Origin of the sequence: Methylobacter sp. sgz302048, from assembly GCF_052162025.1 — a bacterium.
Classification (GTDB): Bacteria; Pseudomonadota; Gammaproteobacteria; order Methylococcales; family Methylomonadaceae; genus Methylobacter.
This window is the reverse complement of the sequence record NZ_CP197401.1, coordinates 3,603,601-3,629,009: the sequence shown is the minus strand read 5'-3', so window position 1 is coordinate 3,629,009 and position 25,409 is coordinate 3,603,601. Positions and strand designations below refer to the sequence as shown.

Sequence of the window (25,409 nt, the reverse complement as noted above, 5' to 3'; positions counted from 1 at the left end):
TATATTTATAGCCCTCTCCGTATAGACAAAGAGGGCGGCCTTTTATTTATAGCAAGGTTCTATCCAGGCTCTGCCGTCCCGGGCAAGCAGCTCGTCAGCTTCGGCAGGTCCCCAAGTGCCTGCCGGGTAAGGTTTAGGGGTTGCATCAATATGCTTCCAGGCGTCCTGGATGGAATCAATCCATGTCCAGGCCTGCTCAATTTCTTCACGGCTGATAAAGAGCGTAGGATTGCCTCGCATGGCTTCTAGCACCAGCTTTTCATAACCGCCGAAAAGGCTGCTTTTTCTGAAGGTTTCGTCAAAGCTCAAGTCCAGTTTGGTTTTGTGTAATCTGATTTGCTCATCAATACCCGGCACTTTGTTCAGCATGACAAAATCGATGCCTTCATTCGGTTGGAGGTGGATGATGAGCTTATTGGATGGCAGAACGTCGAAGCTGTCTTTAAAAATATTGTGCGGCAGCTGCTTAAAGTAAACGACAATCTCGGTGCGCTTGCCGGCCAAACGTTTGCCCGTACGCAAATAGAAAGGCACATCCGCCCAGCGCCAGTTATCGATGTCGACGCGTAGTGCGACAAAGCTTTCCGTTGTGCTGTCCTTGTTGGCGCCTTCTTCGTCCAGATAGCCTGGCACCGCGCTGCCTTTGATAACGCCGGTGGAGTATTGCCCGCGCACGGTTTTTTCTTCAACATTTTCGAGGGTGATGGGGCGCAGGGCTTCAAGTACTTTGATCTTTTCTCTATGGATGTTCTGTGCTTCCAAGTTGACTGGCGGATCCATGGCGACAAAAGTCAGAATCTGCAGCAGGTGGTTCTGCAACATGTCGCGCAATTGCCCGGTTTTATCGAAATACTCCCAGCGGCCTTCAATGCCGACTTCCTCTGCAACCGTAATCTGAACATGATCAATAGTATTGTGATCCCAGTTGGAGGTGAAAATGGAATTGGCAAAGCGCAGCGCCAATAAGTTCAGCACGGTTTCTTTGCCTAAATAATGATCGATGCGGAAAACCTGATCTTCACTGAAAACTTCAGCGACGACATCATTGATTTCTTTAGACGACTGAAGGTCATGGCCGATAGGTTTTTCCATGACCATGCGTGATTCTTTGTTTAAAACCCCTGATTGATCAAGCCCATGACAGATGCTTTTGAATAAAAACGGAGCCACGGCAAAATAATTGACCATAACCCTTGAATCTGGATCAAGGACGTCATGCAATTTCTTGTATTGATCCAGTTGAGTCAAATCGATTTGCAGATATGAAAGTCTCGCTGACAGCAGTTTCCATACGCTGGTGTCGATTTCTTCATTCAAAAACGCTTGCAGGCTTTTATAAGCAATATCGACATAGGTTGCGCTGTCTTGATCAACTCTATCTACGCCTATGATTTTCGTATCAGGCTCAATTAAATTGGCTTTTTCGAGCCGATACAAAGAAATGAGCAGCTTGCGGCGGGATAAATCTCCCATGGCCCCATAAATGACTAAATCGCAGGGTTTAAATGTTATTGTTTGCATTTTTATTATGTTGAGAAATAAGATGAAATTTAATGAATATCGTTGTTGCTATTGGGAATCAGGCTGACGCGCGCTATTTGCATTTGCTGATGAAAAAAACAAATATAGTGAAAACTCGGGAATAATTCCGGCACTGGCTGGAAAAAACTGAAAAGTATTATCGGCCCAGAATTTATTACCTAGAAGATAACTATTGCCTGTGCGTCGGGTAATGGTGGAAGATAGTTGCTTCATGGGCTTTTTGACAAGCAAATAGTTAATTATGTTTCCAAGGAATAGTTGACGTGTCAATACTTTTCTGCTCTTTGGTATTTCATGCCGTCCCGACACATATAATAGCGGACAGGCTCTTATCTACCGATTAAATATCCATAATCCAGGCAAGTGGATCATCCAGTTATTATACATGAAGGTCTTTATGCTGCTCGAGCCAGGTGTAATGTTCTTCTCTTGAAGGAATGCCCAGGCGAGCGCCTATCTTCGTGCAGCAAAGTGCCCCGGCAGCGCTGGCGTAGCGCAGTAGTTCAAGCCATTCCATGTCTAAAGCGACACCGGCGGCAAATGCGCCATGAAAAGCATCGCCCGCGCCGGTTGTATCGATTGCAGCAACTGGAAATGCAGGCATGGCGCCGCCGTGCTTTTTGCCTCGCCGCCAAAGCAGTCCTTTTTCGCCCAGCGTGACGACGACGGCAGGAACTGCTTCCGACAGGCGTGTTAAGGCTGCCTCTACATCGCCGGCAAATTGCCGGGCAAATTTTTCCGAACAGACCAAATAATCGACCTTGTTCATTAAGGCTAGTGTGCCTTCATGCAGGGAGCCGGCATCCAATACGCTGGGAATGTGATCGCGGCGGGCATGCTCGGCCAAAGGCACGGATAAATGCGGCTCATGGCCATCGAACAGAATGACTTTGGGTTTGACTGAAGAGAAGTCCACCGCATTTGACGGCAAGGCTTGGGTATCGCCTTTGTAATTAATCAAGGCTCTTTTTCCATCCGGCTTGACCAGTATTGTCGACAGCGGCGTAGGCGATGGGCCTCGGGCGATGAGTTGGGTATGCACATCGTACTCGGCGAACTCCTGGGCGTGCTTGTCTCCATAAAGGTCCTGGCCCAGATAACCGGCGAAGGCTGATTTGAGCCCCAATCGCGAAACCATTACCGCTGCATTAGCGGCCGGCCCTCCGCCGCAGCTGATAAGGCTGTCCGCGAAAATCTTTTCATCTTCGGTCGGGTGATGCGGAACTGAGAAAATCAGATCGTAAGAAGCGTGGCCTACGCACAGTACGTCCACTTGCATTGGGTAAGTCGTCATTAAGTCAAAGTGATTCGGTATCAAAAACAACCTGTATTAAGAGGGTAATTTTGCAGATTATCATTTCGCCGCATTTACTGGCAAGCCATTACATTAAGAGAAGAATAGTCAGGATTTTTGCCTATTTGATCAAATTGTTCTGATTTAATTATATTGAGTACGGATCTGACATCTCAACTGGACAGGATGATAAATTGCACGCTATTCTCCTGGTTCTCAATGTTCTGAATGGGAAACAGCTATGCAACTCACTCCTCAATTATTGCCTGACCTGATTCAGGTCATAGCCGATGCAATCGAAAATAACGCTGAAGAAGTAACTGCTCTGGATCAGGCTATTGGCGACGGCGATCATGTGTTTAACTTGCAGCGCGGCATCCAGGCCCTTAAGGCACAAAGCGCCGAATTAGGCCAAATGGATTGGGCTGCTGCCTGGCAGAAAATTGGCATGACATTGATGACAACTATAGGCGGTGCGTCGGGCTCACTATATGGCACCTTGTTTATGGCCATGAGCAAAGCCGCTCGCGATCGATCTTTGGATTTGCGCGCTTTTGCAGAGGTTTATGCTCAGGGCGTGGAGGCTGTTAAGCAGAGAGGAAAAGCTGATGTTGGTGAAAAAACCATGCTTGACGTTCTGGTTCCTGTGGCGGACAGCCTGCTTCAGTCATCAGCGGAGGCTGTTGAGTTGCCTGTGGCATTGGGCAAGCTGACGGATGTCGCACTCGCGGGCATGGAGTCTACCCGCGATATGGTGGCTACCAAGGGCCGTGCCTCTTTTCTGGAAGAGCGGAGCAGGGGGCATATTGATGCCGGCGCCAAAACCGCTCAGTTAATGATCTGCGCGATAGTCGCTTTGCTGGTCGAGCGTCTAGCAGCCCCAACGTAAAGCCGCGGTATGGACCGGCGCATCCCAGAGGCGAATCAATTCATCATCAAGCAGCGTCAGCGTGACTGAACAGCCGGCCATATCGAGTGACGTGGTATAGTTGCCAACCAGAGAGCGGCAGATAGTAATGCCGCGTTTTTCAAAGAAGCTGGCAGCCAAGTCGTAAACCAGATGCAATTCCATCAGCGGTGTAGCGCCGAATCCATTGATATGCAACAACACCGGCTGGCCTTTTTGCGGCTTCAGTTCTTCATCGATGGCATGTGCCAGATGCTCGACAATTTCGGTAGCGCTGGTTAATGCCATCGTTTCACGCCCTCGCTCGCCATGTATGCCGACACCCATTTCCATTTCATCGTCGCCAATGGTAAATGTAGGATGGCCGAGAGCCGGTACGGTGCAACTGCTCAGCGCCACGCCCATGGATGCCGTAGCCAGATTGACGCGCTCGCCGAGGGCTTTGCAGGCAGCCAAATCCGCACCGTTTTCTGCTGCCGCGCCGACGATTTTTTCTACAATCAATGTGCCTGCTACGCCGCGTCGTCCGGTGCTGTGGTTTTTAGGCAACGATACATCATCGTTTACCAGGACGGTTTCATGCGGGCAGTCCAGCATTTCCGAGGCAATCTCGAAATTCATGACGTCTCCGGCATAATTTTTGACTATGAACAAGACGCCGCCGCCATTCTCGACGGCCTGCGCAGCGGCCAGCATTTGATCGGGCGTAGGCGAGGTGAATATCTGGCCGGGGCAGGCGGCATCCAGCATGCCGCTGCCGACAAAGCCTGTATGCAAAGGCTCATGGCCTGAGCCGCCGCCGGAGATCAGCGCTACCTTACCCGCAAGGGGAGCACTTATGCGCCTGACAAAGTGAGGCTGAGTGTTGAATTGGATAATATCAGTATGGGCTCTGGCGAAACCGCGCAGGCTTTCGTCGAGCAACGTGTCAGTACTGTTAATGAATTTTTTCATGGCGGCGATTCCGGTTTTTTATAGTTTTGCTTATGGTAGCGTGCACTGATGAAGCGATCAATCGACTTCTGAGGCACTGGTGTTTGATTTATAGCTACAAGAAATATTCCGGTTGGCCTTGTAATGCCTGGGTTATGGTGCGGATATCGGGCATGACCCAGGTCGGCTGATAATCCGACTTTTGCAAGTCTTTTTCAGTAGATATGCCCGATAGAACCATAAGACTGCGTATGCCGGCGCGTACGGCGCCCAAAATATCCGTTTCCAGCCGATCGCCGATAGCCACCGTTTGCGATGGATCAGTTCCCAGTAAAGAAAGCGCTTGCTGATACATGATCGGTTCCGGTTTGCCTATGATGGTTGGCGTTACACCGGTGGCGACCTGAAGGGCGGCCAGAATGGCGCCATTGCCAAGTATGGTGCCGTGCTCTGTTGGCAATGTGGTATCGGCATTCGTGCCTATGAATGTTGCTCCTGCCCGGATATTCAAGGTTGCTGTCGCGAGTTTGTCCCAGGTCAGCGTATGGTCCTTGCCGCAGACGACAATATGCGCGCCCAGGTTGGACGTTTCTTTGCTGCTGTCGTTGACTTCATAGAGTCCTGTAAGCGTAAAGCCTTGATCCAGAAGCGGGCGCCTGAGACCTTCTTCACCGACAATAAATACCCGGGTTGCCTCGGGGCGGTTATGTTTAGCTAGATATAAGGCTGTAGCCGTGGCAGAAGTCAGGATATTATCCCGAGTTACCGTCGTTACGCCCATGCGTGTGAGTTTCGCAACATACTGTTCCGGCGTCAGGCTGGCGTTATTGGTTGCCAAAATAAACCGGATCTGATGATCATGCAGGGCTTGAAAAAAGCCCTGTAATCCTGGTTGCGGTTGCTCGCCGTGCCATAAAACGCCATCCATATCGATGATAAAGGCGCGGATATTATTAAAAGAGGCCATTAGTAAAATTTCTCAAATAATTAATTGTATTGGATTGAAAGTGTAATAAAGAATTAGGTGTAGTCTACCGCTTAAATGTGAGATATGCTGATTCAACGCATTGAATGCAAGGCCAAAGCTGTCTCTGATTTTCCTGTATTGGCCTAATTCACCGGCTATCGGTTAAGTCGTTTGCGCAGAGAGTAATAGGGTTGGTTTTACGTCGAACTGCGTTTTCAAGGTATTTTACTTCATTGCTTAAAGCCCTGTGCATTATGCTCATCTAGCTTGCTGGTATGGAAATGCATTAAATTTTTAGAGAGGCTGTTTTAGATCGAAGGATTAATGGTTTTCTTCGCAATGGCGGTTGTAACTGCTCAATTCCATATATAAAAATGCATAATTGCAGGTTTGAAAATGCCAGTTCCAATACATTCGATCAGTTCTCATCCTTGTATTGCCGTCGGGATTGGGCATTGACAGGCGTCCCCTTTCTAATTTACAGTTAGCATCGCATTAAATTTATGTAACCAAACTATAAATAAATAAAACATATCGGAGCACGATCATGGCAAAACCATTAATTCAAATGGCATTAGATTCATTAGATTTCAACGCAACAATTGCACTTGCAGAGCAAGTAGCGCCTCATGTTGACATTTTTGAAATCGGAACACCATGCATTAAGCATAACGGCATCAATCTGGTTAAAGACTTGAGAAACAGATTCCCAGATAAATTGCTGTTAGTTGACTTGAAAACAATGGACGCTGGCGAGTACGAAGCAACTCCTTTCTATGCTGCAGGTGCTGATATTTGTACAGTTCTGGGTGTATCAGGCCTTGCAACTTGCGCTGGCGTTATCAAAGCAGCGAATGCGCATGGTGCAGAAGCGCAAATCGACTTGATCAATGTTGAAGATAAAGCAGGCTGCGCACGCGCTACTGCTGAATTGGGCGCTCATATCATGGGTGTTCACACTGGTCTTGACGCACAAGCAGCTGGTCATACTCCATTCGGCGACTTGAACGATATCGCTAGATTAGGCTTAAACGTCAGAATTTCAGTTGCTGGCGGTATTAAGCAATCTACTGTTCAAGACGTTGTAAAAGCTGGCGCAAGCATTATCGTTGTTGGTGCAGCAATCTACGGTGCTCCATCCCCAGCAGAAGCAGCTAAAGAAATCCGTCAATTGGTTAATGCAGTTAGGGTATAAGTATGCATCAGCGACTTATCATTGATAAAATTTCCGGTATTCTGGCAGCTACAAACGACTCATACGACGTACAGCTGACTGAGATGCTTGATAAAGCGTCTCGCATTTTTGTTTCAGGCGCAGGCCGGTCAGGTTTGATCGGAAGATTCTTCGCCATGAGACTGATGCACAGCGGTTATGATGTGAGTGTCGTTGGTGAGATTGTTACGCCGAGCATTAAAAAAGGTGACCTGTTGATCATTATCTCAGGCTCCGGAGAAACTGAACAATTGGTGGCCTTCACCAAACGTGCTAAAGACATAGGCGCTCAAATTGTTTTAATCACGGCGAAAAGCGAATCAACCATTGGCGATATGGCAGATGCGGTATTCCAAATCGGCACTTCTGAACAATATGGTAAAGTTGTCGGTATGCCAATGGGAACGGTATTTGAATTGTCCACATTGCTCTTTTTGGAAGCCTTAATTTCTCATGTAATCCATGAAAAAGGAATTCCTGAAGAAGAGATGAGGTCAAGACACGCTAACTTAGAGTAGCGTTGAAAAGCGAGTGGCGATCGCCACTCGCTTTTAACCGTATCAGATGTCAGATATCGAAATTATGTCGTGACAAAGTTGATAAGGCTGATTAATTCATCATTTATACTCAACGCAGATCAAAATTCGGATAATTTTATTCTCTTTTCTATAACCGAAAATAAACGGTAAGAAGAGATATAATGATCCGGGTTTTGGTCTGTAAACATTTTAGAAACTTATCTCTAAGGAGAAGAATATGACTTCGCGCCGAGAATTAGCGAACGCCATACGCGCTTTGAGCATGGATGCCGTACAGAAAGCAAATTCTGGTCACCCAGGTGCCCCTATGGGCATGGCGGACATTGCTGAAGTTTTGTGGAATGACTTCATGCGCCATAACCCGACCAATCCAAAATGGTCAAACCGCGACCGCTTCGTTCTATCCAACGGTCATGGTTCAATGCTGATTTATTCACTGCTGCATCTGACCGGCTATGATCTGTCTATCGAAGATCTGAAAAACTTCCGTCAATTGCATTCTAAAACAGCAGGCCATCCTGAATATGGCTATGCTCCCGGCGTTGAAACCACTACGGGTCCATTAGGTCAGGGTATTACCAATGCTGTCGGTATGGCTATCGCTGAAAAAGCACTGGCTGCTGAATTTAACAGACCCGACCATAAAATTGTTGACCACCACACCTATGTGTTCATGGGCGACGGTTGCTTAATGGAAGGTATCTCGCATGAAGCTTGTTCTTTGGCGGGCACCTTGGGATTGGGCAATCTGATTGCGTTCTGGGACGACAATGGCATTTCCATTGACGGCCATGTTGAAGGCTGGTTCACTGATAACACGCCAATGCGCTTTGAATCGTATGGCTGGCATGTAATCCCTGATGTTGACGGCCATGATTCGCAAGCTATTCATAAAGCGATCGAGATGGCTAAAGCCATGACCGACAAGCCAACATTGATCTGCTGCAAGACAACAATCGGCTTTGGCTCTCCTAACAAAAAAGGTTCTCACGCTTGTCACGGCGCCCCTCTGGGTCAAGACGAAATCAACCTGACCAAAGCTGCTTTAGGTTGGGACCATGATGCGTTTGAAGTTCCAGCTAATATCTACGCCGGTTGGGATGCAAAAGCCAAAGGCGCTAAAGCTGAGCAGGAATGGAATGAAAAATTCGCTGCTTATAAAGCAGCTTATCCTGAATTGGCAGCCGAATATGAGCGTCGTATGTCTGGCGAGCTGCCAAGTAACTGGACAGCCGAAGCAGACAATTTTGTCAGCGCCGTTAATGCTGAAGCTAAAACTACGGCTACACGTCTTTCTTCACTGGCTTCAATTGAAGGTTATGCAAAAGTATTGCCTGAAATCTTTGGCGGGTCAGCTGATTTAGGTTGCTCTAACATGACTGAATGGTCCGGTTACAGACCAATGCGCGCAGATAAACCGCATGCCAATTACATCAATTACGGTGTACGTGAGTTCGGTATGTCAGCCATCATGAACGGTTTGGCGTTGCATGGCGGCGTTATCCCATTCGGTGCAACTTTCCTGATGTTCTCAGAATATGCACGTAATGCGATCCGTATGGCGTCATTAATGAAGATCCGTTCGATCTTTGTTTATACTCATGACTCTATCGGTCTGGGTGAAGACGGTCCGACACATCAGCCAATCGAACAGACCGCTACTTTGCGTATGATTCCAAACATGCACGTATGGCGTCCATGCGATGCGGTAGAAACAGCCGTATCGTGGAGATCTGCCATTGAACGTAAGGATGGCCCTTCAGTTCTGGTATTTTCACGTCAGAACCTGCCACACATGGCTCGCACTCAAGAACAAATTAGCGCCATTTCCCGTGGCGGCTATGTTTTGAAAGACAGCGATGGCCAACCTGAAGCTATCATCATCGCTACCGGTTCTGAAGTTGAGCTGGCAGTGAAAGCTGCGGAAGAGTTGACAGCTAAAGGGCGGAAAATCCGTGTGGTCTCTATGCCTTCTACTAACATTTTCGACGCTCAAGATGCAGCCTATCGCGAGTCAGTATTGCCATCTGCCGTGACCAAACGTGTAGCTGTGGAAGCGGGTGTGACCATTGGCTGGTGGAAATATGTGGGCACCAACGGCAAGATCGTAGGCCTTGATCGCTTCGGTGAGTCAGCGCCAGCGGGAGTACTCTTCAAAGAGTTCGGCTTCACCGTTGAAAACGTAGTCAAAAACGTAGAAGCAGTACTTTAATTTAAAAGTAATATATACACTATAAATTTGGCGAGGGTCCCCTTTTATATCTGGATGAATCCAATTGCCCGTCCAGCCTTAAGGGGGCCCGATCCGTTTATTATGACTCATAGGTGAACAACGTGAAAAAGAATAATTTGACGACAGGCGTGCTTGCAGCGCTGCTGCTGGCAAGTCCTATAGCGGGAGCAGAAACAGAATATCCAGCATCCGATTTCAAACCGAAAGTTCTGTACAAGGACGCTGAATATAAGCATCAGGCCGCTACTCCATCTGCATCGGCTGCGAAATCTAAACCAGTTGCTGCAGAAACTGCTAAACCAGATCCAAACTATCCTGCGGCAACCTTCAAACCGCAAGTTGTCTATAAAGATGCCGAGTATAAGCACTCTTCATCGGCTCCTTCTGCTCCAGCATCAAAACCAGCTGCTTCTGAATCAGTTTCTGGTGGCGAGTCAGAATCTACTGGCGCGGTAGCTACTACAGAAAAGAAAGAAGAACAGTCAATGACTAACTATTTAGTCGGTTTAGGCGCATTTGCACTGGCTGGGCTGTTTTTCTTTGGCAGAAAACCTAAAGCTCAAGCTGAAAGACCTGCTCCTGTATATACCAGAGACACTACTGGCGGACTTACCGGTGTTGCCAAATACCTGAAAGAACAGGAAGCCGCTTCAGCAACTGGAGTTACCAAATACCTGAATAGACAGGTTGCGTCTGAAGAAGTGGCAACTGCTGCGGCTCCAGTGACTGGTGTTGCCAAGTATCTGGATAAAAAAGCAGAAGCAGATGCAACGGGCGTAGAAAAATATCTGCGCAAACAGGGTTAATACATACCTGAAATCCGGGGCATATCCGCTGCCCCGAATCCAAGAGAACTAGGTTCCTACTCAAAGCAAGAGTGCTTAAGTGGGCTCGATTGGTGTGTGACTGCCCCCGACTATTCGAGGGCAGTGGCCTTTTCTTGACGAGAAGCGGAAAATCCGCGCTTAAATGGCATTTAGTTATCATTGACCAAATAACTGATTCACGCCAGCATCCTGATCACGGATGAAAAAATCGTTGCTGGATCGCTTGAAGCCGGAATGATTCCATTCCGGAGCAAAACGTCACAAAGAAATTACAATCCCCATATTTCTTAACTTAGGATTGAGGTAAGATATGCTCACGGATTTACTTCAATGGTGAGTTGTCCGCTCACAGTCTAACTAGTGCATTCTTTATTATATTTTGATTATAATGAGCGGCTCTGCGGATTTTTTTAATTTGAAAACGAAAGGTACCATTTATGGCAAAGAACTTACTTGAACAACTGAGGGAAATGACCGTGGTTGTAGCCGATACAGGCGATATCCAGGCCATTGAAACTTTCAAACCACGCGATGCTACAACCAATCCTTCATTGATTACTGCCGCTGCTCAAATGCCTCAATATCAAAGTATCGTTGATGATACACTGAAAGGTGCCAGAGCAACATTGGGCGGCAGCGCATCGGCAGCAGAGGTTGCTAATCTTGCTTTCGAACGTCTGGCTGTTGCTTTCGGGATTAAGATACTCGAAGTTATTCCAGGCCGCGTTTCTACTGAAGTAGACGCACGTCTGTCTTATGACATCGAAGCCACTATCGCTGTTGGCCGTCAGTTAATTAAGATGTACGAAGAACAAGGTATCTCACGCGAGCGAGTACTTATCAAAGTTGCAGCAACTTGGGAAGGTATTCAGGCTGCGGCGGTACTGGAAAAAGAAGGCATTCATTGTAACCTGACGCTGTTGTTCGGCTTGCACCAAGCGATTGCTTGCGCCGAGAATGGCATTACCCTGATTTCTCCGTTTGTCGGACGTATCCTCGACTGGTACAAAAAAGATACCGGCCGTGATTCTTATGCACCTGCCGAAGATCCAGGCGTAATTTCAGTTACTGATGTATATAACTATTACAAAAAATTTGGTTATAAAACTGAAGTCATGGGCGCCAGCTTCCGTAACATCGGCGAAATTACAGAATTGGCCGGTTGCGACCTGTTGACTATTGCTCCATCTTTATTGGGTGAATTGCAAGCTACCGAAGGCGAATTGGTACGCAAACTGGATCCGCAAAAGGCGGCCGCTGCATCAATTGAAAAAATCACTATGGATAAAGCCACTTTCGATCGCATGCATGCCGAAAACCGTATGGCTAACGAAAAACTGGCAGAAGGCATCGACGGCTTCAAAAAAGCCTTGGAAACGCTTGAGAAACTGCTTGCGGACAGATTGGCTGTACTTGAAGGCTGATCCTTGAGTTTATCCGACTGTAAGCAACTTATCGCACTAACAGTCGAATAAAATTTGTTCATCACTCCCGTGCTAAGCATGGGAGTGATGAACCATACTAAATCTGCATTCTCACCGTTGGCTAGCTCTAAGCATAGCATTAACTTCTTTATTGCATTTCCCGCAATCTCCACCTGCACCGAAACACCGGTTAGGCCGCATGTGACTGCAAATACTTATTCTCATAGTAACCTGAATATATGAGCCGGTTGCGGCTTGGCAAATGCCAATATGCTTTGTTGATTCGTGCTTCTAAGGTTGAGCGGATTCATTGATTCTACGCCGTTTAACCTGCGCAGGATCTGCGGTGATCTGACGATAGATTTCCACGCGATCGCCATCCTGAACAGTGGCGTCCAATTTGGCGATTTTGCCGAAAATGCCAACTTTCTGCTTGCTCAAATCGATCTCAGGGCAATGGACTAATAGCCCGGACAGATGGATGGTCTTTTCCACAGTACAGTTATCGGGCACTTCCAGTCGCAGCCATAATTGCCTATCAGCCTGTGCGTAACATACACCCACATTCATCGTATTTCCTCCGGTATCGCTTCGGATAATAATGTCGCCTGCGCCTTGTTCGCGACTCGTTTCCGGTCCAGTAACCGTTTGCCGGCAATGATAAACGCCAGCATAATGAAACCGCCCGGAGGCAGCGCCATCAACAAAAAACCTTTGTAATCAGGAATTAAAGTTAATTCTATAAACTTAACCCCATCACCGAGCAGCAACGATGCATTGGCGAATAATGTTCCGGCCGAGGCGATTTCCCTGGCTGCGCCCAAGGCGACCAGGGCCATGGTGAAACCTAATCCCATCATGAGGCCGTCCCATAAGGAGAGCGCAACAGGCTGCCTGGAAGCGAACGATTCGGCGCGCCCCAATATCGCACAATTGGTTACGATAAGCGGAATGAAAAGGCCCAGTACTTTATGCAGCTCATGCAGCCAGGCATCCATGAGCATATCCACGACGGTAACCACTGCAGCAATCAACAGTACGAAAATGGGAATGCGGACTTCCGAAGGAATAAGATAACGCGTAACCGAAACGATGGCGTTAGTGCTGATGAGCACCGCCAGGGTTGCCAGTCCCATGCCTAATCCATTAGTGGCTGTAACCGTAACAGCCAGTAAAGGGCACAATGCCAGGTACTGGCTAAATACAATATTATTGTCCCAGATACCGTCCCGCATTATTTTTCGATAGCTTTCGGAAATGAACATATAACCACCTTCTGTTTAAGAGCCGATTAATTCGTTACGGTGCCGGTTAAAAAACTGCAAGCCTCGATGAGCGGTTTTTACAACCGCGCGGGGCGTAATAGTTGCGCCGGCAAACTGGTCAAAAACGCCTCCGTCTTTTTTGACCGCCCATTGTGCATCGGCGAGGCCAAGCAGGGATTGGCCATTGAAATCCAGTATCCAGTTTGATTTCGCGATCTCGATTTTATCGCCCAAGCCAGGTGTTTCGGCATGATTGACGACGCGTACGCCTAGAATTTCACCATCGCGGTTTATGCCTATGACCATGTTGATTATTCCCGAATAACCGTCAGGCGCAGCAAGTTTGAAACAAACCGCGCTGACTTGTCCGGCTTTTCTGGCGATATAAACGGTCGTTTCATTGGCGCCCAGGTTATCCTCACCGGACGGGACAGTTACCGTATCCTGCAGCAAATCATTGTCATGCAATGTCGACGGTACAACTTCTGCCAGTGATTTCTGTAGATCTTCATTCAGCCGCTGCTGGATGGCATCGTGTGTACTGCAGTGGGTGACGCCGAGCAGAAAGCTGGCGATCAGGGCGAATCCGGCCAGAACACCGGTCTGAAATGCCAATCTGGGCCTCAGCCGTTCAAGGTTCGACGGCTCCAGCCAGCGTTTCAGGAATTCCTTATAGGCGACCGTTTCTTCGATCAGCCACTTGATGTGGTCCGAATCAGATTTCATTGCTTATGCTCCTGTACAGCGACTTTTTGCGCCAAAGGCTTTCCGTTGCGATAGCGGCCGTATATCCTGGGCCGCATGTAATGGTCTATCAGCGGTGTCGCCGCATTCATGAGCAGCACGGCAAAACCGGCGCCTTCGGGATAATTCCCCCAAGTGCGGATAACAAAGATCAACAGCCCGCAGCCTGCGCCGAAAACGAGCTGTCCTGCCGGTGTATTCGGCGATGTGACATAATCCGTGGCAATAAAAAACGCGGCGCACATCAAAGCGCCCGAACTCAAGTGCACCAACGGGGAAAGATAATGTTGTCCATCCATCAGATGAAAAATGCCTGACAGCACCGTGACAGTCAGTAACAGAGAAATCGGGATATGCCATTTGATCACGCCCTGACGGATCAGCCAGACCCCGCCTGCAGCCAGCAGCAGCGAGGAGGTCTCGCCCAGACTGCCGCGCGTCCAGCCCAGAAAATCCAGGAAAATGGAATGATCCGCCAGGATGTCAGGCAGCCAGTGTTTTTGCGAAAATTCGGTCTTGATATAGCCCAGCGTTGTCGCGCCGGTCATTGCATCGGCAGAGGCCATGCCACCCAGGCCGTAGAAGGTGATTGACCAGCTCTCGATAAGGCCGGGCGCCTGTGCTGAGAAAACAGGCGCGACATTGGGCCACGTCGTCATTTCGATAGGAAAAGAGATCAGCAGGGCGATCCGGGCCAGCATGGCCGGATTGAACAGATTCTGCCCCAGACCGCCGTAAACCTGCTTGCCCAGTATAATTGCAATTCCGGCACCGGCAACGCCTATCCACCAGGGCGCCCACGGAGGCAGCGTCATGGCGACCAGCCAGCCGCTCAAGAGCGCCGAGCCATCCATGATCACCGGTCTGGCAACCCTGCCTGCCAGACGCAGACAGAAGGCTTCAAACAGAACGGCAGACAGCAGGGTAATAATGAACAGATTCAGGGCGGGCCAGCCGAAACAGAAAAGCCCGAACGCCGTCGCCGGCGATATCGCCAGCATCACCTGCCGCATAATGTGCTGGACTGTCGTGTTCGCTCCTATATGAGCGCCGCTGCTGAGCTTGCTGTGTACAATCATGCCAATGTTCCTTGTTCGTTTTGTAAACGTTCTCTTTCGGCTTTGGCCGCCAAACGCGCCTGTTCTTCTTCTTGCTGCTGTTTTTTGATGCGGTCCATGCGCGCATTGCGTTCGTCCATCAGACGCTTAGTGTGCTCCGATTTGTGCTGTGCCTGCTGCCTGGCTGCGAGTTCGCCGCTGGCGTATTTGAAATACTGCACCAACGGAATGTTGGAAGGGCAGACATAAGAACAGGAGCCGCAACTGATGCAGTCCTTGAGGCCGATATCGACGGCCGCGTCGAGCTGGTTGTTGCGGATCCGGTTAGCCATCTCCAGCGGCAACAGGCCGGCCGGGCAGGCGCTGACGCACTGCGCGCAACGGATGCAGGGCTGCTGGGCCTTGTTTCGGATCTCCTCCTGAGTCAAGGCCAGGATGCCGCTGGAAGCCTTGACGATAGGCAGGCGGCTATGCGGCAGCGCATCGCCCATCATCGGCCCGCCCATGATGATGCGTTTGGCGGCTGTCTGATCAACGCCGCAGAAGGCGAACAGTTCATTGATCAGCGTGCCGATGGGCACTTCGATATTCATCGGCGAGGCTACGGCACCGCCCGAGACTGTCACGATGCGGCTGACCAGCGGCTGATTGAAGCGGACGGCCCGGTGCACCGCATAGGCTGTGCCGACGTTATGCATGATCACGCCCACGTCGGCGGAGCGCCCGCCGGCCGGCACTTCCCGGCCGATGAGGTAGCGGATCAGCTGTCTGTCCCAGCCCATCGGATAACGGGTCGGCACCTGTTCAACCTTGATGAACGGATAGGGCAGGCCGGCCTTCCGCATGGCTGCATAGGCTTCGGGCTTGTTATCCTCGATGCCGACAATCGCCTGTCCGGTTTCCATGCCATGCAGCATCAGTCGTATGCCGTCGATAATGCCTACGGCCCGCTCCTGCATCAAGCGGTCGTCACAGGTCAGATACGGCTCGCATTCGCCGCCGTTGATCAGCAGCGTGTGAATTCTGTTTTCACGGCCCAGATTCAATTTGACGGCCGACGGGAAGGCGGCTCCGCCAAGACCTACGATGCCGGCCGCACCGACGCGCAGGCTGACCTCTTCGGGCGCCAGTTGAAACGGGTCATCGACAGGCGGAGCGCTGATCCACTTGTCCTCGCCATCGGTTTCCAGCACGACCGTTCGTATCGGCAGCGCCGAGGGGTGCGGTGCCGGATAATCGTCGATATCGATGATCACTCCCGAACTCGATGCATGCACCGGTGCGGAAATCATCCCCTGGCTGTGAGCCAGCAATTGCCCTTTCAGTACATGATCGCCGACCCTGACTACCGGTTCCGCGGCTTTGCCGACATGCTGCTGCAACGGGATATAGAGTTTTTTTGGCAGCGGTAAATCAATCACGATAGGCTGGCTGGAGGTCGAGGCCTTATGCGCCTCGGCATGAACCCCGCCGCGAATGCGCGGCTCTTTAAACAGGGTGGACAGGCTCAGCATGTGGCAACTCCTTCGGCAACAGCCGGTTTGGGCCAGCGCCAGTTCCGCAAGGTGACCTCAACCGGATGCATTTGCAGACACTCAGTCGGGCAGACGGCTATGCATTTCTTGCAGCCGATGCAGGCGTCACTGATCACGGCATGAATCTGCTTGGGCGCGCCGACGATCGCATCGGTGGGGCAGACCTTGAAGCAGCGCGTGCAGCCAATGCAGGTATCTTCACTTACTCTGGCGACCAGCTGTTCTGGGTCTTGTACATCGTTCAGATCGATTTCCACGCCCAGCAATTTTGCCAGCTGCTCGGCCAGCGAACTGCCGCCGGGCGGGCACAGCGTGGGCGGCGCCTCGCCTGCGGCTAGCGCTTCGGCTGCCGGCCTGCAGCCCGGATAACCGCATTGGCCGCATTGAGAGCCGGGCATTAATGCTTCCAGTTCATCGACGATCGGGTTGCTTTCAACTTTCAGATACCTGGCGGCGATACCAAGCAGGAACCCTAAAATTAGCCCTAATGTCGTCAAACTTACAATGGCAGTTAAAATGTACATGATGTCCCCTCAGGCAGGCTATTTGTACAGTCCGGCGAAACCCATGAAAGCCAGCGATAAGATTCCGGCCGTGATAAAGGCGATCGGCGTGCCGGCAAACAGGCTCGGCACGCTCATCAAGGCCAGGCGCTCGCGCAGGCCCGCGAACAGCACCATGACCAGCGTAAAGCCGATGGCCGACCCAAAACCGAAAACCATGCTTTGCATGAACCCGTATTGCGCCTGCACGTTCAGCAGGGCCACGCCCAGGACCGCACAATTGGTGGTGATCAGCGGCAGGAAAATCCCCAGTATCTGATACAGCACCGGGCTGGTTTTATGGACCACCATCTCGGTGAACTGAACCACAGCCGCAATCACCAGAATAAAGGCCAGTATGCGCAGAAACTCAATATGGAACGGCGCCAGAATGAAATGCTCGATCACCCAACTGGCGATGGCCGCCAGCGTCAGCACGAAGGTGGTTGCCATGCCCATGCCTAGTGCCGTATCCAGCTTGTTGGACACGCCCATGAACGGGCAAAGCCCCAGGAATTTGACCAACACCACGTTATTGACAAGGGCAGTGCCTAATAAAAGTAACAAATATTCACTCACTGTTTTTTCCAAGCTGTTTTTGCTCAAAATACAGCATCAAGTGTGCCAGATTGACAAAAACAGCCATTCATAAGCTAAATGCCTAAAACGAGTGCGGATATGCACCTGAATGGTGCGTAAATCCTGTCGGAATTAGGACATAACCCCACAGCGCATAATTTTTATGTCGCAAACCTTACATTAAGTCAGGTGCAACCAATAAGGCGGTAGAGGTGATGCTGCATACGTGCCTTTCATTTTTTAATTCCCTTATAAAATTTGGCTTCATTTTTGCTTGAGTGGTTAAGCTATTGTTCAATTCCTGACATGACGTATGAAAAAAACATCGTTGCAATTTTTGTGGACTCACAGCAGTAAAGGCAAATGCATTAATAAAGAGCTTGAAGCCATTATGCTCGGAGAGGACATCGACAACCGGGGGCCATGTGGACTGTTTATCGAAACGGTCGAGCAGGCGCCTATCGCTATTTCCATTACCGACAAGAAAGCCAGCATTCTTTATGTGAATGAGGAATTCACCTTGGTCACCGGTTATAACCCGGCCGATATCCTGGGTCAAAACGAATCCCTGCTATCGGACAAGTCCACGCCGCGGCATGTCTATCACGATTTGTGGCGCACCATCAGCAGCAAAAAAGTTTGGCATGGCCGGCTGGTTAACCGGCATAAGTCAGGTCATCGTTATCTGGCTGACCTGACCATCACGCCCATGCTGAACAGCGAGAAGCAAATTACGCACTATATCGGCATGCATCGCGATGTGACTGCTGCCTATGAATCCGAGAAAAAAGTGCACAATCAGAAACTGCTGATTGAATCTGTGCTCAATTCATCGCCGATTGCTATGGTGGTGCTCGATGACCAGGATCGGGTCATTCTGGATAACCAGTTGTATAAAGCGTTGGTTACCGATCTTAACAAAGGCGAGCCGGCGCTGTTTTTTCTGAAGCTGCTGCGCGATGAGATGGGCGATTTATGGCAGCAGCTGCAACTCGCCGAACAGGGCTTCAATAACCGGGAGTTCAGGGTGGAAACCCGCGGCCAGGGCGTACGCTGGTTTTCCTGTGCCGGCAATTGGTTTGTGGAAAAAGAAATCAATGCCGATGCGTTTTTTGAAGACAACTCCAAACGCTATTTGATCCTGACCCTGACCGACATCACCAAGCAACGCCGGCAGATGGAAGAGCTGCATATCCAGACCCTGAAAACCATGATGGTCGAGGATGAGCGGGTGCGCGGCATTCGGGAGACGCTGCTGGGCGCCATGCACCAGATTCAGATGCCGATGAATCAGATCAAGGCCGCTGAGCAGATCATCCGGCACAAAGGCGACGCCCAGCATGACGGCCTGCTGCAGATTTTGCGGCAGATTCAGGCATCGGGCGAAGAGGCCGTGGCCATGATGAAAAAATGCATTCCCCAGATTTATCAGGCAGCCGTTGTGCCGGTCAATCTCAATAAAGTGCTGCATGAGATGATGATGCTCAGCGAGTCGCGTTTCCAGAGCCATGACATCGAAGTGCACTGGCAGCCCATGCAGGCCTTGCCGACGATTCTGGGTTCCGAAAATCGCCTGCGCATCCTGTTCAAGCAACTCATCGATAACGCCATCGAGGCCATGGTGCAGTCCGACTGCCCGGAGCAGCGGCTTAGAATCACCACCGATTCAGATGCCGATCTAGCTTATGTCATCGTTGAAGATACCGGGCCCGGCATTCCCGTCGGCAAACGTGCCAAAGTATTCGAGCCCTTCTATACCACAAGACCCATGGGCGGCAATCAGGCCGGCATGGGTCTGGTCATGGTCAAGGAAATCATCAACCAGCATCAGGGACTGATCGAGATAGACCCTAATTACCATCAGGGTTGCCGCTTTATTATCAGTTTTCCCATGCGCAGAGTTTCGGCATAGAGAGTCAATAGCATGATTGAGCGTACAGAGTTAATCGAAGCTGAACTGGATACCCTATACCTGATCAGCCAGGTACTGAACAGCACCCACGACTTGCAGGCCAAACTGCAAGGCGTGCTGGAAATTCTGCATAAAAGATCGGGCATGCGCTCCGGGATGATTACGTTGCGCGAGACGGAAAACGACGCCATGGTCGTCACGGCCGTACACAGCGACAGCGCCGTCAAGCCGGCCCAACCGGTCAGGTATCAGTCCGGCGAAGGTCTGATCGGCACCATACTGGACGCGGGTAGTACCCTCGTCGTTGAAAAAGTGGCCGAGGAGCCGCGCTTCCTGGGCAAATTGGGGCTTTATGATCCTGAATTGCCGTTCATAGGCTCGCCCATTTATGTGGAAAAAAGCGAGCTGGTCGGCGTGCTGGCGGCGCAGCCCACCAACAGCCTGTTCCTGGGCGAGCGGGCCCGGTTCATGGAAATGGTCGCCAACCTGATCGCGCAAAGCGTCAAGATGCTTCGGGCCATGGAACGCAAGCAGCGCGATCTGCTCAGCGAGCGCGATCATCTGAAGCAGGCGCTGATCAAGAATTACAGCTTTGAAAACATCGTCGGGCATTCGGCGCCAATGCTGAAAGTGTTCGATTCGATCCGCCAGGTCGCCAAGTGGAACACCACGGTGCTGATACGCGGCGAGTCGGGCACCGGCAAGGAAGTCGTCGCCAACGCCATCCATTTCAACTCGGGCTGCGCCAGCGGGCCGTTCCTGAAACTCAACTGCGCGGCCCTGCCTGATACGCTATTGGAATCCGAATTGTTCGGCCATGAAAAAGGCGCTTTCAGCGGTGCCCTGGCGCAACGCAAAGGCCGCTTCGAACTGGCCGACAATGGCACCCTGTTTCTCGATGAGATCGGCGAGATATCGGCCTCGTTTCAGGCCAAGTTGCTGCGCGTGCTGCAGGAAGGCGAGTTCGAGCGCGTGGGAGGCACCAAAACCATCAACGTCAACGTGCGCATCATCGCCGCGACCAACCGCAACCTGGAAGAGCAAGTCACCGAAGGCACGTTTCGCGAGGATTTGTATTATCGGCTGAATGTCATGCCAATCCACATGCCGGCTTTGCGCGACAGAACCGAGGACATCCCGCAACTGGCCGAATTTTTATTGGGCAGGATCTCAGCCCAGCAGGGAGGACGTTACCTGGAAATCAAAGACAGCGCCATCAGGATATTGATGAAGCACAGCTGGCCCGGCAATGTCCGGGAACTGGCCAACCGCCTGGAGCGCGCCGCGATCATGAGTCCCAACGGCATCATCGACAGGGATGTCATGGTCAATACCGGGCTCGAAGATGAAATTGGCCATCAAGTCGCGCTCAAACCCCAGAAAGTGCCTCCGGTCGATCTCAACGATGAAACACTCGATGACCGCGAGCGCGTGATCGCTGCGCTGGAGCAATGCGGCTGGGTGCAGGCCAAGGCCGCAAGGCTGCTTAACATGACGCCGCGTCAGATCGCCTATCGCATCCAGGTGCTGGATATCGCCATGAAGCAGATTTAGCAAGCCTTATCATTCCTACGCTCCAGCGTGGGAAGGATAAGACTCGCTTGGAATGCGGATTGAGTCCTTTCGTGAGACGATCTTTGGAATAACTGCGACCATTTCGTTGTCATGATTCTTATATGAACTATGGACGCCGGAAATCTATGGGGAGCAGTAATGACGACAGTGAACATCATATGGGCGTCTCGCTTTAATCGTGCCAGCCGTCAGGTTCCTCGGTGACCAAGCGAGATGATCAATGGATGGCCTTTCTGCAATGGGCCTTGCCGCGCCTGGAGCTGCGCTGGCCGGGATTCCGTAAAGTGCGGCGGCAGGTGATCAAGCGCATCACCCGGCGTATCGAGGAATTGCAGTTAGTCGATCTCGATGGTTACCGCCGCTATCTTGAGGCGCATGAACAGGAGTGGCTTCGGCTCGACGGTTTCTGCCGGATCACGATCTCGCGCTTTTACCGCGACCGTTGGGTTTTCGATGCTCTCGCCCAAGAAGGATTGCCGGAACTGATCCGTTTATGCCAAAACCGCAATAAACGCAGGCTCGACATTTGGAGCGCAGGCTGTGGTGCTGGCGAGGAAGCGTATACGCTGGCGCTGATCTGGGCGCTGCAAATCGCGCCGCAGGCTCCGGCTGTCCCGCTTGCGCTGACTGGCACGGACGCCGATCCGGTCCAGGTCGCGCGAGCCCGGCGCGGATGCTACCCGTCAAGCAGTCTTAGGGAATTGCCCGCACCTTGGCGCGACCTTGCCTTTACTGCGGAGCAGGGACAGTACTGCATCAAGTCGGAATATCGCCGGCCGATAAGCTGGGCCGTGCAGGATCTGCGCAAAGCCTTGCCGGACGGTTCTTTCGATCTCATCCTGTGCCGGAATCTGGCGTTCACCTATTTCTCGTCCGACCTGCAGCGGGCAATCCTGCGCCATCTTGATGCCCGACTGTCGCCGAGCGGATTATGCGTGATCGGCGTGCACGAATCGCTGCCGGAGATGCCGGCTGCGTGGAGTCTGTGGCGGCCGGGGCTACCCATCTACCACAAAGCCGGGTAAGCTGGGCGCATTCAGGCATCACAATCCTTGGGGCTGTTGTTCGATTAATTACAAAAAACTCATACATACCTGTTGCGTGTGCGACATCCTCCACATAAACAAAAGCAAAAAACAAATAAAAATCAGTAAGATAAGATATTGGCACGGCCTGTGCATTCATCCAGAGTAACAGCAACTTACCGAGGTCAATATTATGGAATTGCCAGTACTCAATGATGCACCAAAAGCAGGCGGATGTTCAGCAGGTTCTTGCGGTTCAACCGATGACCAGATGAATCAACTGCCCGACTCGATCCGGGAAAAAGTACAGAATCATCCCTGTTATTCGGAAGACGCCCATCACTATTTCGCCAGGATGCATGTGGCGGTGGCGCCAGCCTGCAACATCCAATGCCATTATTGCAACCGTAAATACGATTGCGCCAACGAATCGCGCCCCGGCGTGGTGTCCGAACTGCTGACGCCGGATCAGGCCGTGAAAAAGACCATGGCCGTGGCTGCCACGATTCCGCAGATGACCGTGCTCGGCATCGCCGGCCCCGGCGATCCGCTGGCCAACCCGGAACGCACGTTCGAAACTTTCCGCCGTTTAAGCGAGGAAGCGCCCGATATCAAATTGTGCGTATCCACTAACGGCTTGGCTCTGCCCGATGCGGTCGAGGAGTTGTCCAAACACAATATCGACCATGTCACGATCACCATTAACTGCGTTGACCCTGAAATCGGCGCGAAAATCTACCCGTGGATTTTCTGGAACAACCGCCGCATCAAGGGCGTCAAGGCTGCGAAAATCCTGATCGAACAACAGCAAAAAGGTCTGGAAATGCTGATTGCCAAAGGCATCCTCGTCAAGGTCAACTCGGTCATGATTCCGGGCGTCAATGACAAGCATCTGGCGGAAGTCAGTAAAGTCGTCAAATCCAAGGGCGCATTTTTGCACAACGTCATGCCGTTGATCGCCGAAGCCGAGCACGGCACATTCTACGGCGTCATGGGGCAACGCGGTCCTACGCCCGACGAGCTTCAAGACCTTCAGGATGCCTGCTCCGGCGACATGAACATGATGCGCCACTGCCGCCAGTGCCGTGCCGACGCCGTCGGGCTGCTCGGCGAGGACCGCGGCGACGAATTCACGATGGACAAGATCGAAACCATGGAAATCGATTACCAGGCGGCCATGGAAAAACGCAAGGTCATCCACGATGCCATTCAGGCCGAGATGGACAGCAAGCGTCTGGAGAAAGCGGCCAAGACTGAACAGTTCAAACAGGAGCCCAAACTCAATACGCGTCCGGTGCTGATGGCCGTGGCGACCAGCGGGCAGGGCCTCATCAACGTGCACTTCGGCCATGCCAAGGAATTCCTGATCTACGAAGCCTCGCCGGAGGGTGTGCGCTTTATCAGCCATCGCAAGGCCGATCAGTACTGTGGCGGCGATACGACCTGCGGCGAAACCGAATCGACCCTGATGCGCACGATCAGGGCGCTGGAAGGCTGCGAAGCGGTGCTGTGTTCGAAAGTCGGTTATGAGCCCTGGGAGATGCTGGAAACGGCCGGCATCCAGCCGAACGGCGAACATGCCATGGAACCGATCGAGGATGCCGTCATGGCCGTGTACAAGGAAATGGCCGCGGCAGGCAAGCTGGATGCAAAACCTGACGCAGCCAGAGCGAGTGCTTAGAAATCACAAAGTAGGGTACGCACTGCGTACCATTTTTTAAAGGTACGCAGTGCGTACCATTTTTTAAAGGTACGCACTGCGTACCCTACGATTAAGGAGTTTGTTTTATGGCAGTAAAAATTATTGAATCCTGCGTTAACTGCTTTGCCTGCGAGCCGGTGTGTCCCAGCAAGGCTATTTATGAAGCCAAACCGCATTTTCGGGTCAACAGCAATAAATGCACGGAATGCGAAGGCGATTATCCGGTTTATCAATGCGCCAGCATTTGCCCGATAGAAGGCGCCATACTCAATTCGCTGGGTGAGCCGATCAATCCGCCGGGATCTTTGACCGGCATTCCGCCGGAAAAAATGGCCGAGGCGATGGCCGAGTTGCAGGCGCATTAAAAGGACGGCAGCCGTGGCTACGGTTTACTTCTACGAAAAACCCGGATGCATCAACAACACCCGGCAGAAGCAAATGCTGACGGCGGCGGGCCATCAGGTGATCGCGCGAAATTTGCTGACCGAGCCCTGGCAAAAGGAATGCTTGCGTGCTTTCTTCGGCAGCGAACCCGTGCATCAGTGGTTTAATTACAGCGCACCGGCGGTAAAAAACGGCGCGCTTGACCCTAACCAGATCTCGGAAGAACAGGCTCTGGCCTTAATGCTGAAAGATCCGCTATTGATCCGCCGTCCTTTAATGCAGGTGGGCGATGTCAGGGTTGCAGGATTCGATCAGCATAAGGTTCATCATTGGATAGGGCTGACGGAAATCCTGGGGGCGGATCTGGAAAGCTGCCCCCGGTCATCCGAACCCAAGCCGCACGCCTGTCTGTCCAGCGCAACGGAAAAATGACCCCAATTTCAAGGAGCCGCTTTATGGTTTCAGGTATTTTTTCAATCTTCCATGCCGCGACCGGCCCGAGATTAGCATCATGTCCATAGCGCTCAAACTTCAGGACGACAGGATAAGCCTGTATGCCCGGCTGAAATCGCAAGCAATGGCCACGCCCAACCAAGAATGGCTGGCCTGCATGGTTTCCAGCTGGTGCCTGGGCAAGAGCGCCCTGCCCGATTGCCTAGGGCTGGAACCTGCGCAGTTTAAAAGGCTGGTCGGCCATTATTTTCCGGACTGCCGCATACCCGAACTGGCGCCTTCGGGCATTCGGCCGGATTTCAGCCGCATGCTGGAAAGAGACGACCTGGTTAATCTGCTCAAGCATTACAGCCAGTCCGACGGCTTCGAAAGCGACTGCATCATCGGCATTATCGTGGCCGGTTGCCTGGGCAACGATCACCTATGGCAGGATTTGGGCCTGTTAGACCGCGGTCAGTTGAGCGCCATGTTGCACTACAACTTTCCCGAACTGGCTGCCAAAAATGACAAGGACATGAAATGGAAAAAATTCCTGTACAAGCAGCTCTGCGAAGCGGAAGGGCTGTATCTCTGCCGCGCGCCGTCCTGCGCTGTTTGCAGCGATTACCCGAAATGTTACGGTCCTGAAAATTAAACAATAGATTGCGGGGGAATTGCGGGGGCGGCTTTGCCCAAGGAATGGGCAAAGCCGCTCTCACACTTTATTTCCATCACCAAAATTAGACCTTCAACAAAAGTCGTAATTATCGTAGACTT

24 protein-coding genes are annotated in these 25,409 nt (G+C 51.4%); 13 read left to right on the top strand and 11 right to left on the bottom strand.

Annotated features, from left to right (window positions below; all coding sequences use genetic code 11):
- Nucleotides 1-42: 42 nt before the first annotated feature.
- Together zwf and ACTNE6_RS16145 are read right to left on the bottom strand one after the other, a co-directional pair.
- Complete coding sequence (gene zwf / locus ACTNE6_RS16150) at nucleotides 43-1,521, bottom strand: glucose-6-phosphate dehydrogenase (RefSeq protein ID WP_442497466.1); 1,479 nt, start codon at nucleotides 1,519-1,521, stop codon at nucleotides 43-45.
- Between the two features lie 400 nt (nucleotides 1,522-1,921).
- Entirely contained in the window at nucleotides 1,922-2,821 is a 900-nt protein-coding gene (locus ACTNE6_RS16145; RefSeq protein ID WP_442497465.1) for a carbohydrate kinase family protein, read from the bottom strand.
- Between the two features lie 256 nt (nucleotides 2,822-3,077).
- Here ACTNE6_RS16145 and dhaL point away from each other — a divergent pair, with 256 nt between their 5' ends.
- Entirely contained in the window at nucleotides 3,078-3,725 is a 648-nt protein-coding gene (dhaL, locus tag ACTNE6_RS16140) for a dihydroxyacetone kinase subunit DhaL (RefSeq protein WP_194968522.1), read from the top strand.
- On the opposite strand, the gene dhaK is transcribed toward dhaL, so the two are convergent.
- Entirely contained in the window at nucleotides 3,708-4,697 is a 990-nt protein-coding gene (dhaK, locus tag ACTNE6_RS16135; protein WP_442497464.1) for a dihydroxyacetone kinase subunit DhaK, read from the bottom strand. The two genes, dhaL and dhaK, sit on opposite strands and share 18 nt — an antisense overlap.
- Before the next feature lie 94 nt (nucleotides 4,698-4,791).
- A complete protein-coding gene (locus ACTNE6_RS16130; RefSeq protein WP_442497463.1) occupies nucleotides 4,792-5,643 on the bottom strand; it encodes an HAD-IIA family hydrolase in 852 nt (283 codons plus the stop codon).
- Nucleotides 5,644-6,190: 547 nt separating this feature from the next.
- Between ACTNE6_RS16130 and hxlA the strand changes: the two genes are divergently transcribed.
- The 5 genes from hxlA to ACTNE6_RS16105 all read left to right on the top strand — a co-directional run bounded on the left by hxlA (nucleotide 6,191) and on the right by ACTNE6_RS16105 (nucleotide 11,879).
- On the top strand, nucleotides 6,191-6,838 hold the full coding sequence (hxlA, locus tag ACTNE6_RS16125; protein ID WP_194968525.1) for a 3-hexulose-6-phosphate synthase: 648 nt from the start codon (nucleotides 6,191-6,193) through the stop codon (nucleotides 6,836-6,838).
- A 2-nt stretch (nucleotides 6,839-6,840) separates the two neighbouring features.
- The gene (gene hxlB, locus ACTNE6_RS16120) at nucleotides 6,841-7,374 is read left to right on the top strand and encodes a 6-phospho-3-hexuloisomerase (protein ID WP_194968526.1); all 534 of its coding nucleotides are present in this window, start codon (nucleotides 6,841-6,843) and stop codon (nucleotides 7,372-7,374) included.
- 238 nt (nucleotides 7,375-7,612) lie between these two features.
- Complete coding sequence (tkt, locus tag ACTNE6_RS16115; RefSeq protein WP_194968527.1) at nucleotides 7,613-9,607, top strand: transketolase; 1,995 nt, start codon at nucleotides 7,613-7,615, stop codon at nucleotides 9,605-9,607.
- 122 nt (nucleotides 9,608-9,729) lie between these two features.
- Nucleotides 9,730-10,434, top strand: coding sequence for a hypothetical protein (locus ACTNE6_RS16110; protein ID WP_194968528.1), 705 nt, complete (start codon nucleotides 9,730-9,732; stop codon nucleotides 10,432-10,434).
- Nucleotides 10,435-10,892: 458 nt separating this feature from the next.
- Nucleotides 10,893-11,879, top strand: a complete 987-nt coding sequence (locus tag ACTNE6_RS16105) for a transaldolase (protein ID WP_194968529.1) — start codon at nucleotides 10,893-10,895, stop codon at nucleotides 11,877-11,879.
- Between the two features lie 291 nt (nucleotides 11,880-12,170).
- On the opposite strand, the gene ACTNE6_RS16100 is transcribed toward ACTNE6_RS16105, so the two are convergent.
- The 7 genes from ACTNE6_RS16100 to rsxA are packed head-to-tail and all read right to left on the bottom strand — an operon-like array spanning nucleotide 12,171 to nucleotide 17,602.
- The gene (locus ACTNE6_RS16100; protein WP_194968530.1) at nucleotides 12,171-12,449 is read right to left on the bottom strand and encodes an RnfH family protein; all 279 of its coding nucleotides are present in this window, start codon (nucleotides 12,447-12,449) and stop codon (nucleotides 12,171-12,173) included.
- Complete coding sequence (locus ACTNE6_RS16095; protein WP_442497462.1) at nucleotides 12,446-13,144, bottom strand: electron transport complex subunit E; 699 nt, start codon at nucleotides 13,142-13,144, stop codon at nucleotides 12,446-12,448. The genes ACTNE6_RS16100 and ACTNE6_RS16095 overlap by 4 nt, the downstream gene beginning before the upstream one ends.
- 15 nt (nucleotides 13,145-13,159) lie before the next feature.
- The gene (gene rsxG, locus ACTNE6_RS16090) at nucleotides 13,160-13,870 is read right to left on the bottom strand and encodes an electron transport complex subunit RsxG (RefSeq protein ID WP_442497461.1); all 711 of its coding nucleotides are present in this window, start codon (nucleotides 13,868-13,870) and stop codon (nucleotides 13,160-13,162) included.
- The gene (locus ACTNE6_RS16085) at nucleotides 13,867-14,967 is read right to left on the bottom strand and encodes an RnfABCDGE type electron transport complex subunit D (RefSeq protein ID WP_442497460.1); all 1,101 of its coding nucleotides are present in this window, start codon (nucleotides 14,965-14,967) and stop codon (nucleotides 13,867-13,869) included. Before ACTNE6_RS16085 ends, rsxG begins: the two co-directional genes overlap by 4 nt.
- The gene (gene rsxC, locus ACTNE6_RS16080) at nucleotides 14,964-16,460 is read right to left on the bottom strand and encodes an electron transport complex subunit RsxC (RefSeq protein WP_442497459.1); all 1,497 of its coding nucleotides are present in this window, start codon (nucleotides 16,458-16,460) and stop codon (nucleotides 14,964-14,966) included. Before rsxC ends, ACTNE6_RS16085 begins: the two co-directional genes overlap by 4 nt.
- Complete coding sequence (gene rsxB, locus ACTNE6_RS16075) at nucleotides 16,454-17,005, bottom strand: electron transport complex subunit RsxB (protein ID WP_442497458.1); 552 nt, start codon at nucleotides 17,003-17,005, stop codon at nucleotides 16,454-16,456. Before rsxB ends, rsxC begins: the two co-directional genes overlap by 7 nt.
- Nucleotides 17,006-17,023: 18 nt before the next feature.
- Nucleotides 17,024-17,602, bottom strand: coding sequence for an electron transport complex subunit RsxA (gene rsxA / locus ACTNE6_RS16070; RefSeq protein WP_331821155.1), 579 nt, complete (start codon nucleotides 17,600-17,602; stop codon nucleotides 17,024-17,026).
- 313 nt (nucleotides 17,603-17,915) lie between these two features.
- Between rsxA and nifL the strand changes: the two genes are divergently transcribed.
- The 7 genes from nifL to ACTNE6_RS16035 all read left to right on the top strand — a co-directional run bounded on the left by nifL (nucleotide 17,916) and on the right by ACTNE6_RS16035 (nucleotide 25,287).
- Nucleotides 17,916-19,514, top strand: coding sequence for a nitrogen fixation negative regulator NifL (gene nifL / locus ACTNE6_RS16065; RefSeq protein ID WP_194968536.1), 1,599 nt, complete (start codon nucleotides 17,916-17,918; stop codon nucleotides 19,512-19,514).
- 12 nt (nucleotides 19,515-19,526) lie between these two features.
- A complete protein-coding gene (gene nifA / locus ACTNE6_RS16060) occupies nucleotides 19,527-21,068 on the top strand; it encodes a nif-specific transcriptional activator NifA (protein WP_194968537.1) in 1,542 nt (513 codons plus the stop codon).
- A 245-nt stretch (nucleotides 21,069-21,313) separates the two neighbouring features.
- Entirely contained in the window at nucleotides 21,314-22,114 is an 801-nt protein-coding gene (locus ACTNE6_RS16055; RefSeq protein ID WP_194968615.1) for a CheR family methyltransferase, read from the top strand.
- A gap of 193 nt (nucleotides 22,115-22,307) precedes the next feature.
- A complete protein-coding gene (nifB, locus tag ACTNE6_RS16050; protein WP_434482771.1) occupies nucleotides 22,308-23,795 on the top strand; it encodes a nitrogenase cofactor biosynthesis protein NifB in 1,488 nt (495 codons plus the stop codon).
- 107 nt (nucleotides 23,796-23,902) lie between these two features.
- Nucleotides 23,903-24,181, top strand: coding sequence for a ferredoxin (locus tag ACTNE6_RS16045; protein ID WP_194968539.1), 279 nt, complete (start codon nucleotides 23,903-23,905; stop codon nucleotides 24,179-24,181).
- A 13-nt stretch (nucleotides 24,182-24,194) separates the two neighbouring features.
- Nucleotides 24,195-24,632: an ArsC/Spx/MgsR family protein gene (locus ACTNE6_RS16040; protein WP_442497457.1), complete on the top strand. Its 438-nt coding sequence runs from the start codon at nucleotides 24,195-24,197 to the stop codon at nucleotides 24,630-24,632.
- Between the two features lie 79 nt (nucleotides 24,633-24,711).
- Nucleotides 24,712-25,287: a nitrogen fixation protein NifQ gene (locus ACTNE6_RS16035; protein ID WP_442497456.1), complete on the top strand. Its 576-nt coding sequence runs from the start codon at nucleotides 24,712-24,714 to the stop codon at nucleotides 25,285-25,287.
- The last annotated feature ends 122 nt before the right edge of the window (nucleotides 25,288-25,409 follow it).

Excerpts from the sequence above, each read along its gene's own strand:
- ACTNE6_RS16100 (WP_194968530.1), bottom strand. The coding sequence starts at position 12,449 with ATGAATGTGGGTGTATGTTACGCACAGGCTGATAGGCAATTATGGCTG.
- ACTNE6_RS16130 (WP_442497463.1), bottom strand. The coding sequence starts at position 5,643 with ATGGCCTCTTTTAATAATATCCGCGCCTTTATCATCGATATGGATGGC.
- ACTNE6_RS16045 (WP_194968539.1), top strand. The coding sequence starts at position 23,903 with ATGGCAGTAAAAATTATTGAATCCTGCGTTAACTGCTTTGCCTGCGAG.
- rsxC (WP_442497459.1), bottom strand. The coding sequence starts at position 16,460 with ATGCTGAGCCTGTCCACCCTGTTTAAAGAGCCGCGCATTCGCGGCGGG.
- ACTNE6_RS16145 (WP_442497465.1), bottom strand. The coding sequence starts at position 2,821 with ATGCAAGTGGACGTACTGTGCGTAGGCCACGCTTCTTACGATCTGATT.
- ACTNE6_RS16055 (WP_194968615.1), top strand. The coding sequence starts at position 21,314 with ATGGCCTTTCTGCAATGGGCCTTGCCGCGCCTGGAGCTGCGCTGGCCG.
- tkt (WP_194968527.1), top strand. The coding sequence starts at position 7,613 with ATGACTTCGCGCCGAGAATTAGCGAACGCCATACGCGCTTTGAGCATG.
- rsxB (WP_442497458.1), bottom strand. The coding sequence starts at position 17,005 with ATGTACATTTTAACTGCCATTGTAAGTTTGACGACATTAGGGCTAATT.
- nifL (WP_194968536.1), top strand. The coding sequence starts at position 17,916 with ATGAAAAAAACATCGTTGCAATTTTTGTGGACTCACAGCAGTAAAGGC.
- zwf (WP_442497466.1), bottom strand. The coding sequence starts at position 1,521 with ATGCAAACAATAACATTTAAACCCTGCGATTTAGTCATTTATGGGGCC.
- dhaK (WP_442497464.1), bottom strand. The coding sequence starts at position 4,697 with ATGAAAAAATTCATTAACAGTACTGACACGTTGCTCGACGAAAGCCTG.
- hxlA (WP_194968525.1), top strand. The coding sequence starts at position 6,191 with ATGGCAAAACCATTAATTCAAATGGCATTAGATTCATTAGATTTCAAC.
- hxlB (WP_194968526.1), top strand. The coding sequence starts at position 6,841 with ATGCATCAGCGACTTATCATTGATAAAATTTCCGGTATTCTGGCAGCT.
- nifA (WP_194968537.1), top strand. The coding sequence starts at position 19,527 with ATGATTGAGCGTACAGAGTTAATCGAAGCTGAACTGGATACCCTATAC.
- ACTNE6_RS16105 (WP_194968529.1), top strand. The coding sequence starts at position 10,893 with ATGGCAAAGAACTTACTTGAACAACTGAGGGAAATGACCGTGGTTGTA.
- rsxG (WP_442497461.1), bottom strand. The coding sequence starts at position 13,870 with ATGAAATCTGATTCGGACCACATCAAGTGGCTGATCGAAGAAACGGTC.
- nifB (WP_434482771.1), top strand. The coding sequence starts at position 22,308 with ATGGAATTGCCAGTACTCAATGATGCACCAAAAGCAGGCGGATGTTCA.
- dhaL (WP_194968522.1), top strand. The coding sequence starts at position 3,078 with ATGCAACTCACTCCTCAATTATTGCCTGACCTGATTCAGGTCATAGCC.
- ACTNE6_RS16095 (WP_442497462.1), bottom strand. The coding sequence starts at position 13,144 with ATGTTCATTTCCGAAAGCTATCGAAAAATAATGCGGGACGGTATCTGG.
- ACTNE6_RS16085 (WP_442497460.1), bottom strand. The coding sequence starts at position 14,967 with ATGATTGTACACAGCAAGCTCAGCAGCGGCGCTCATATAGGAGCGAAC.
- ACTNE6_RS16035 (WP_442497456.1), top strand. The coding sequence starts at position 24,712 with ATGTCCATAGCGCTCAAACTTCAGGACGACAGGATAAGCCTGTATGCC.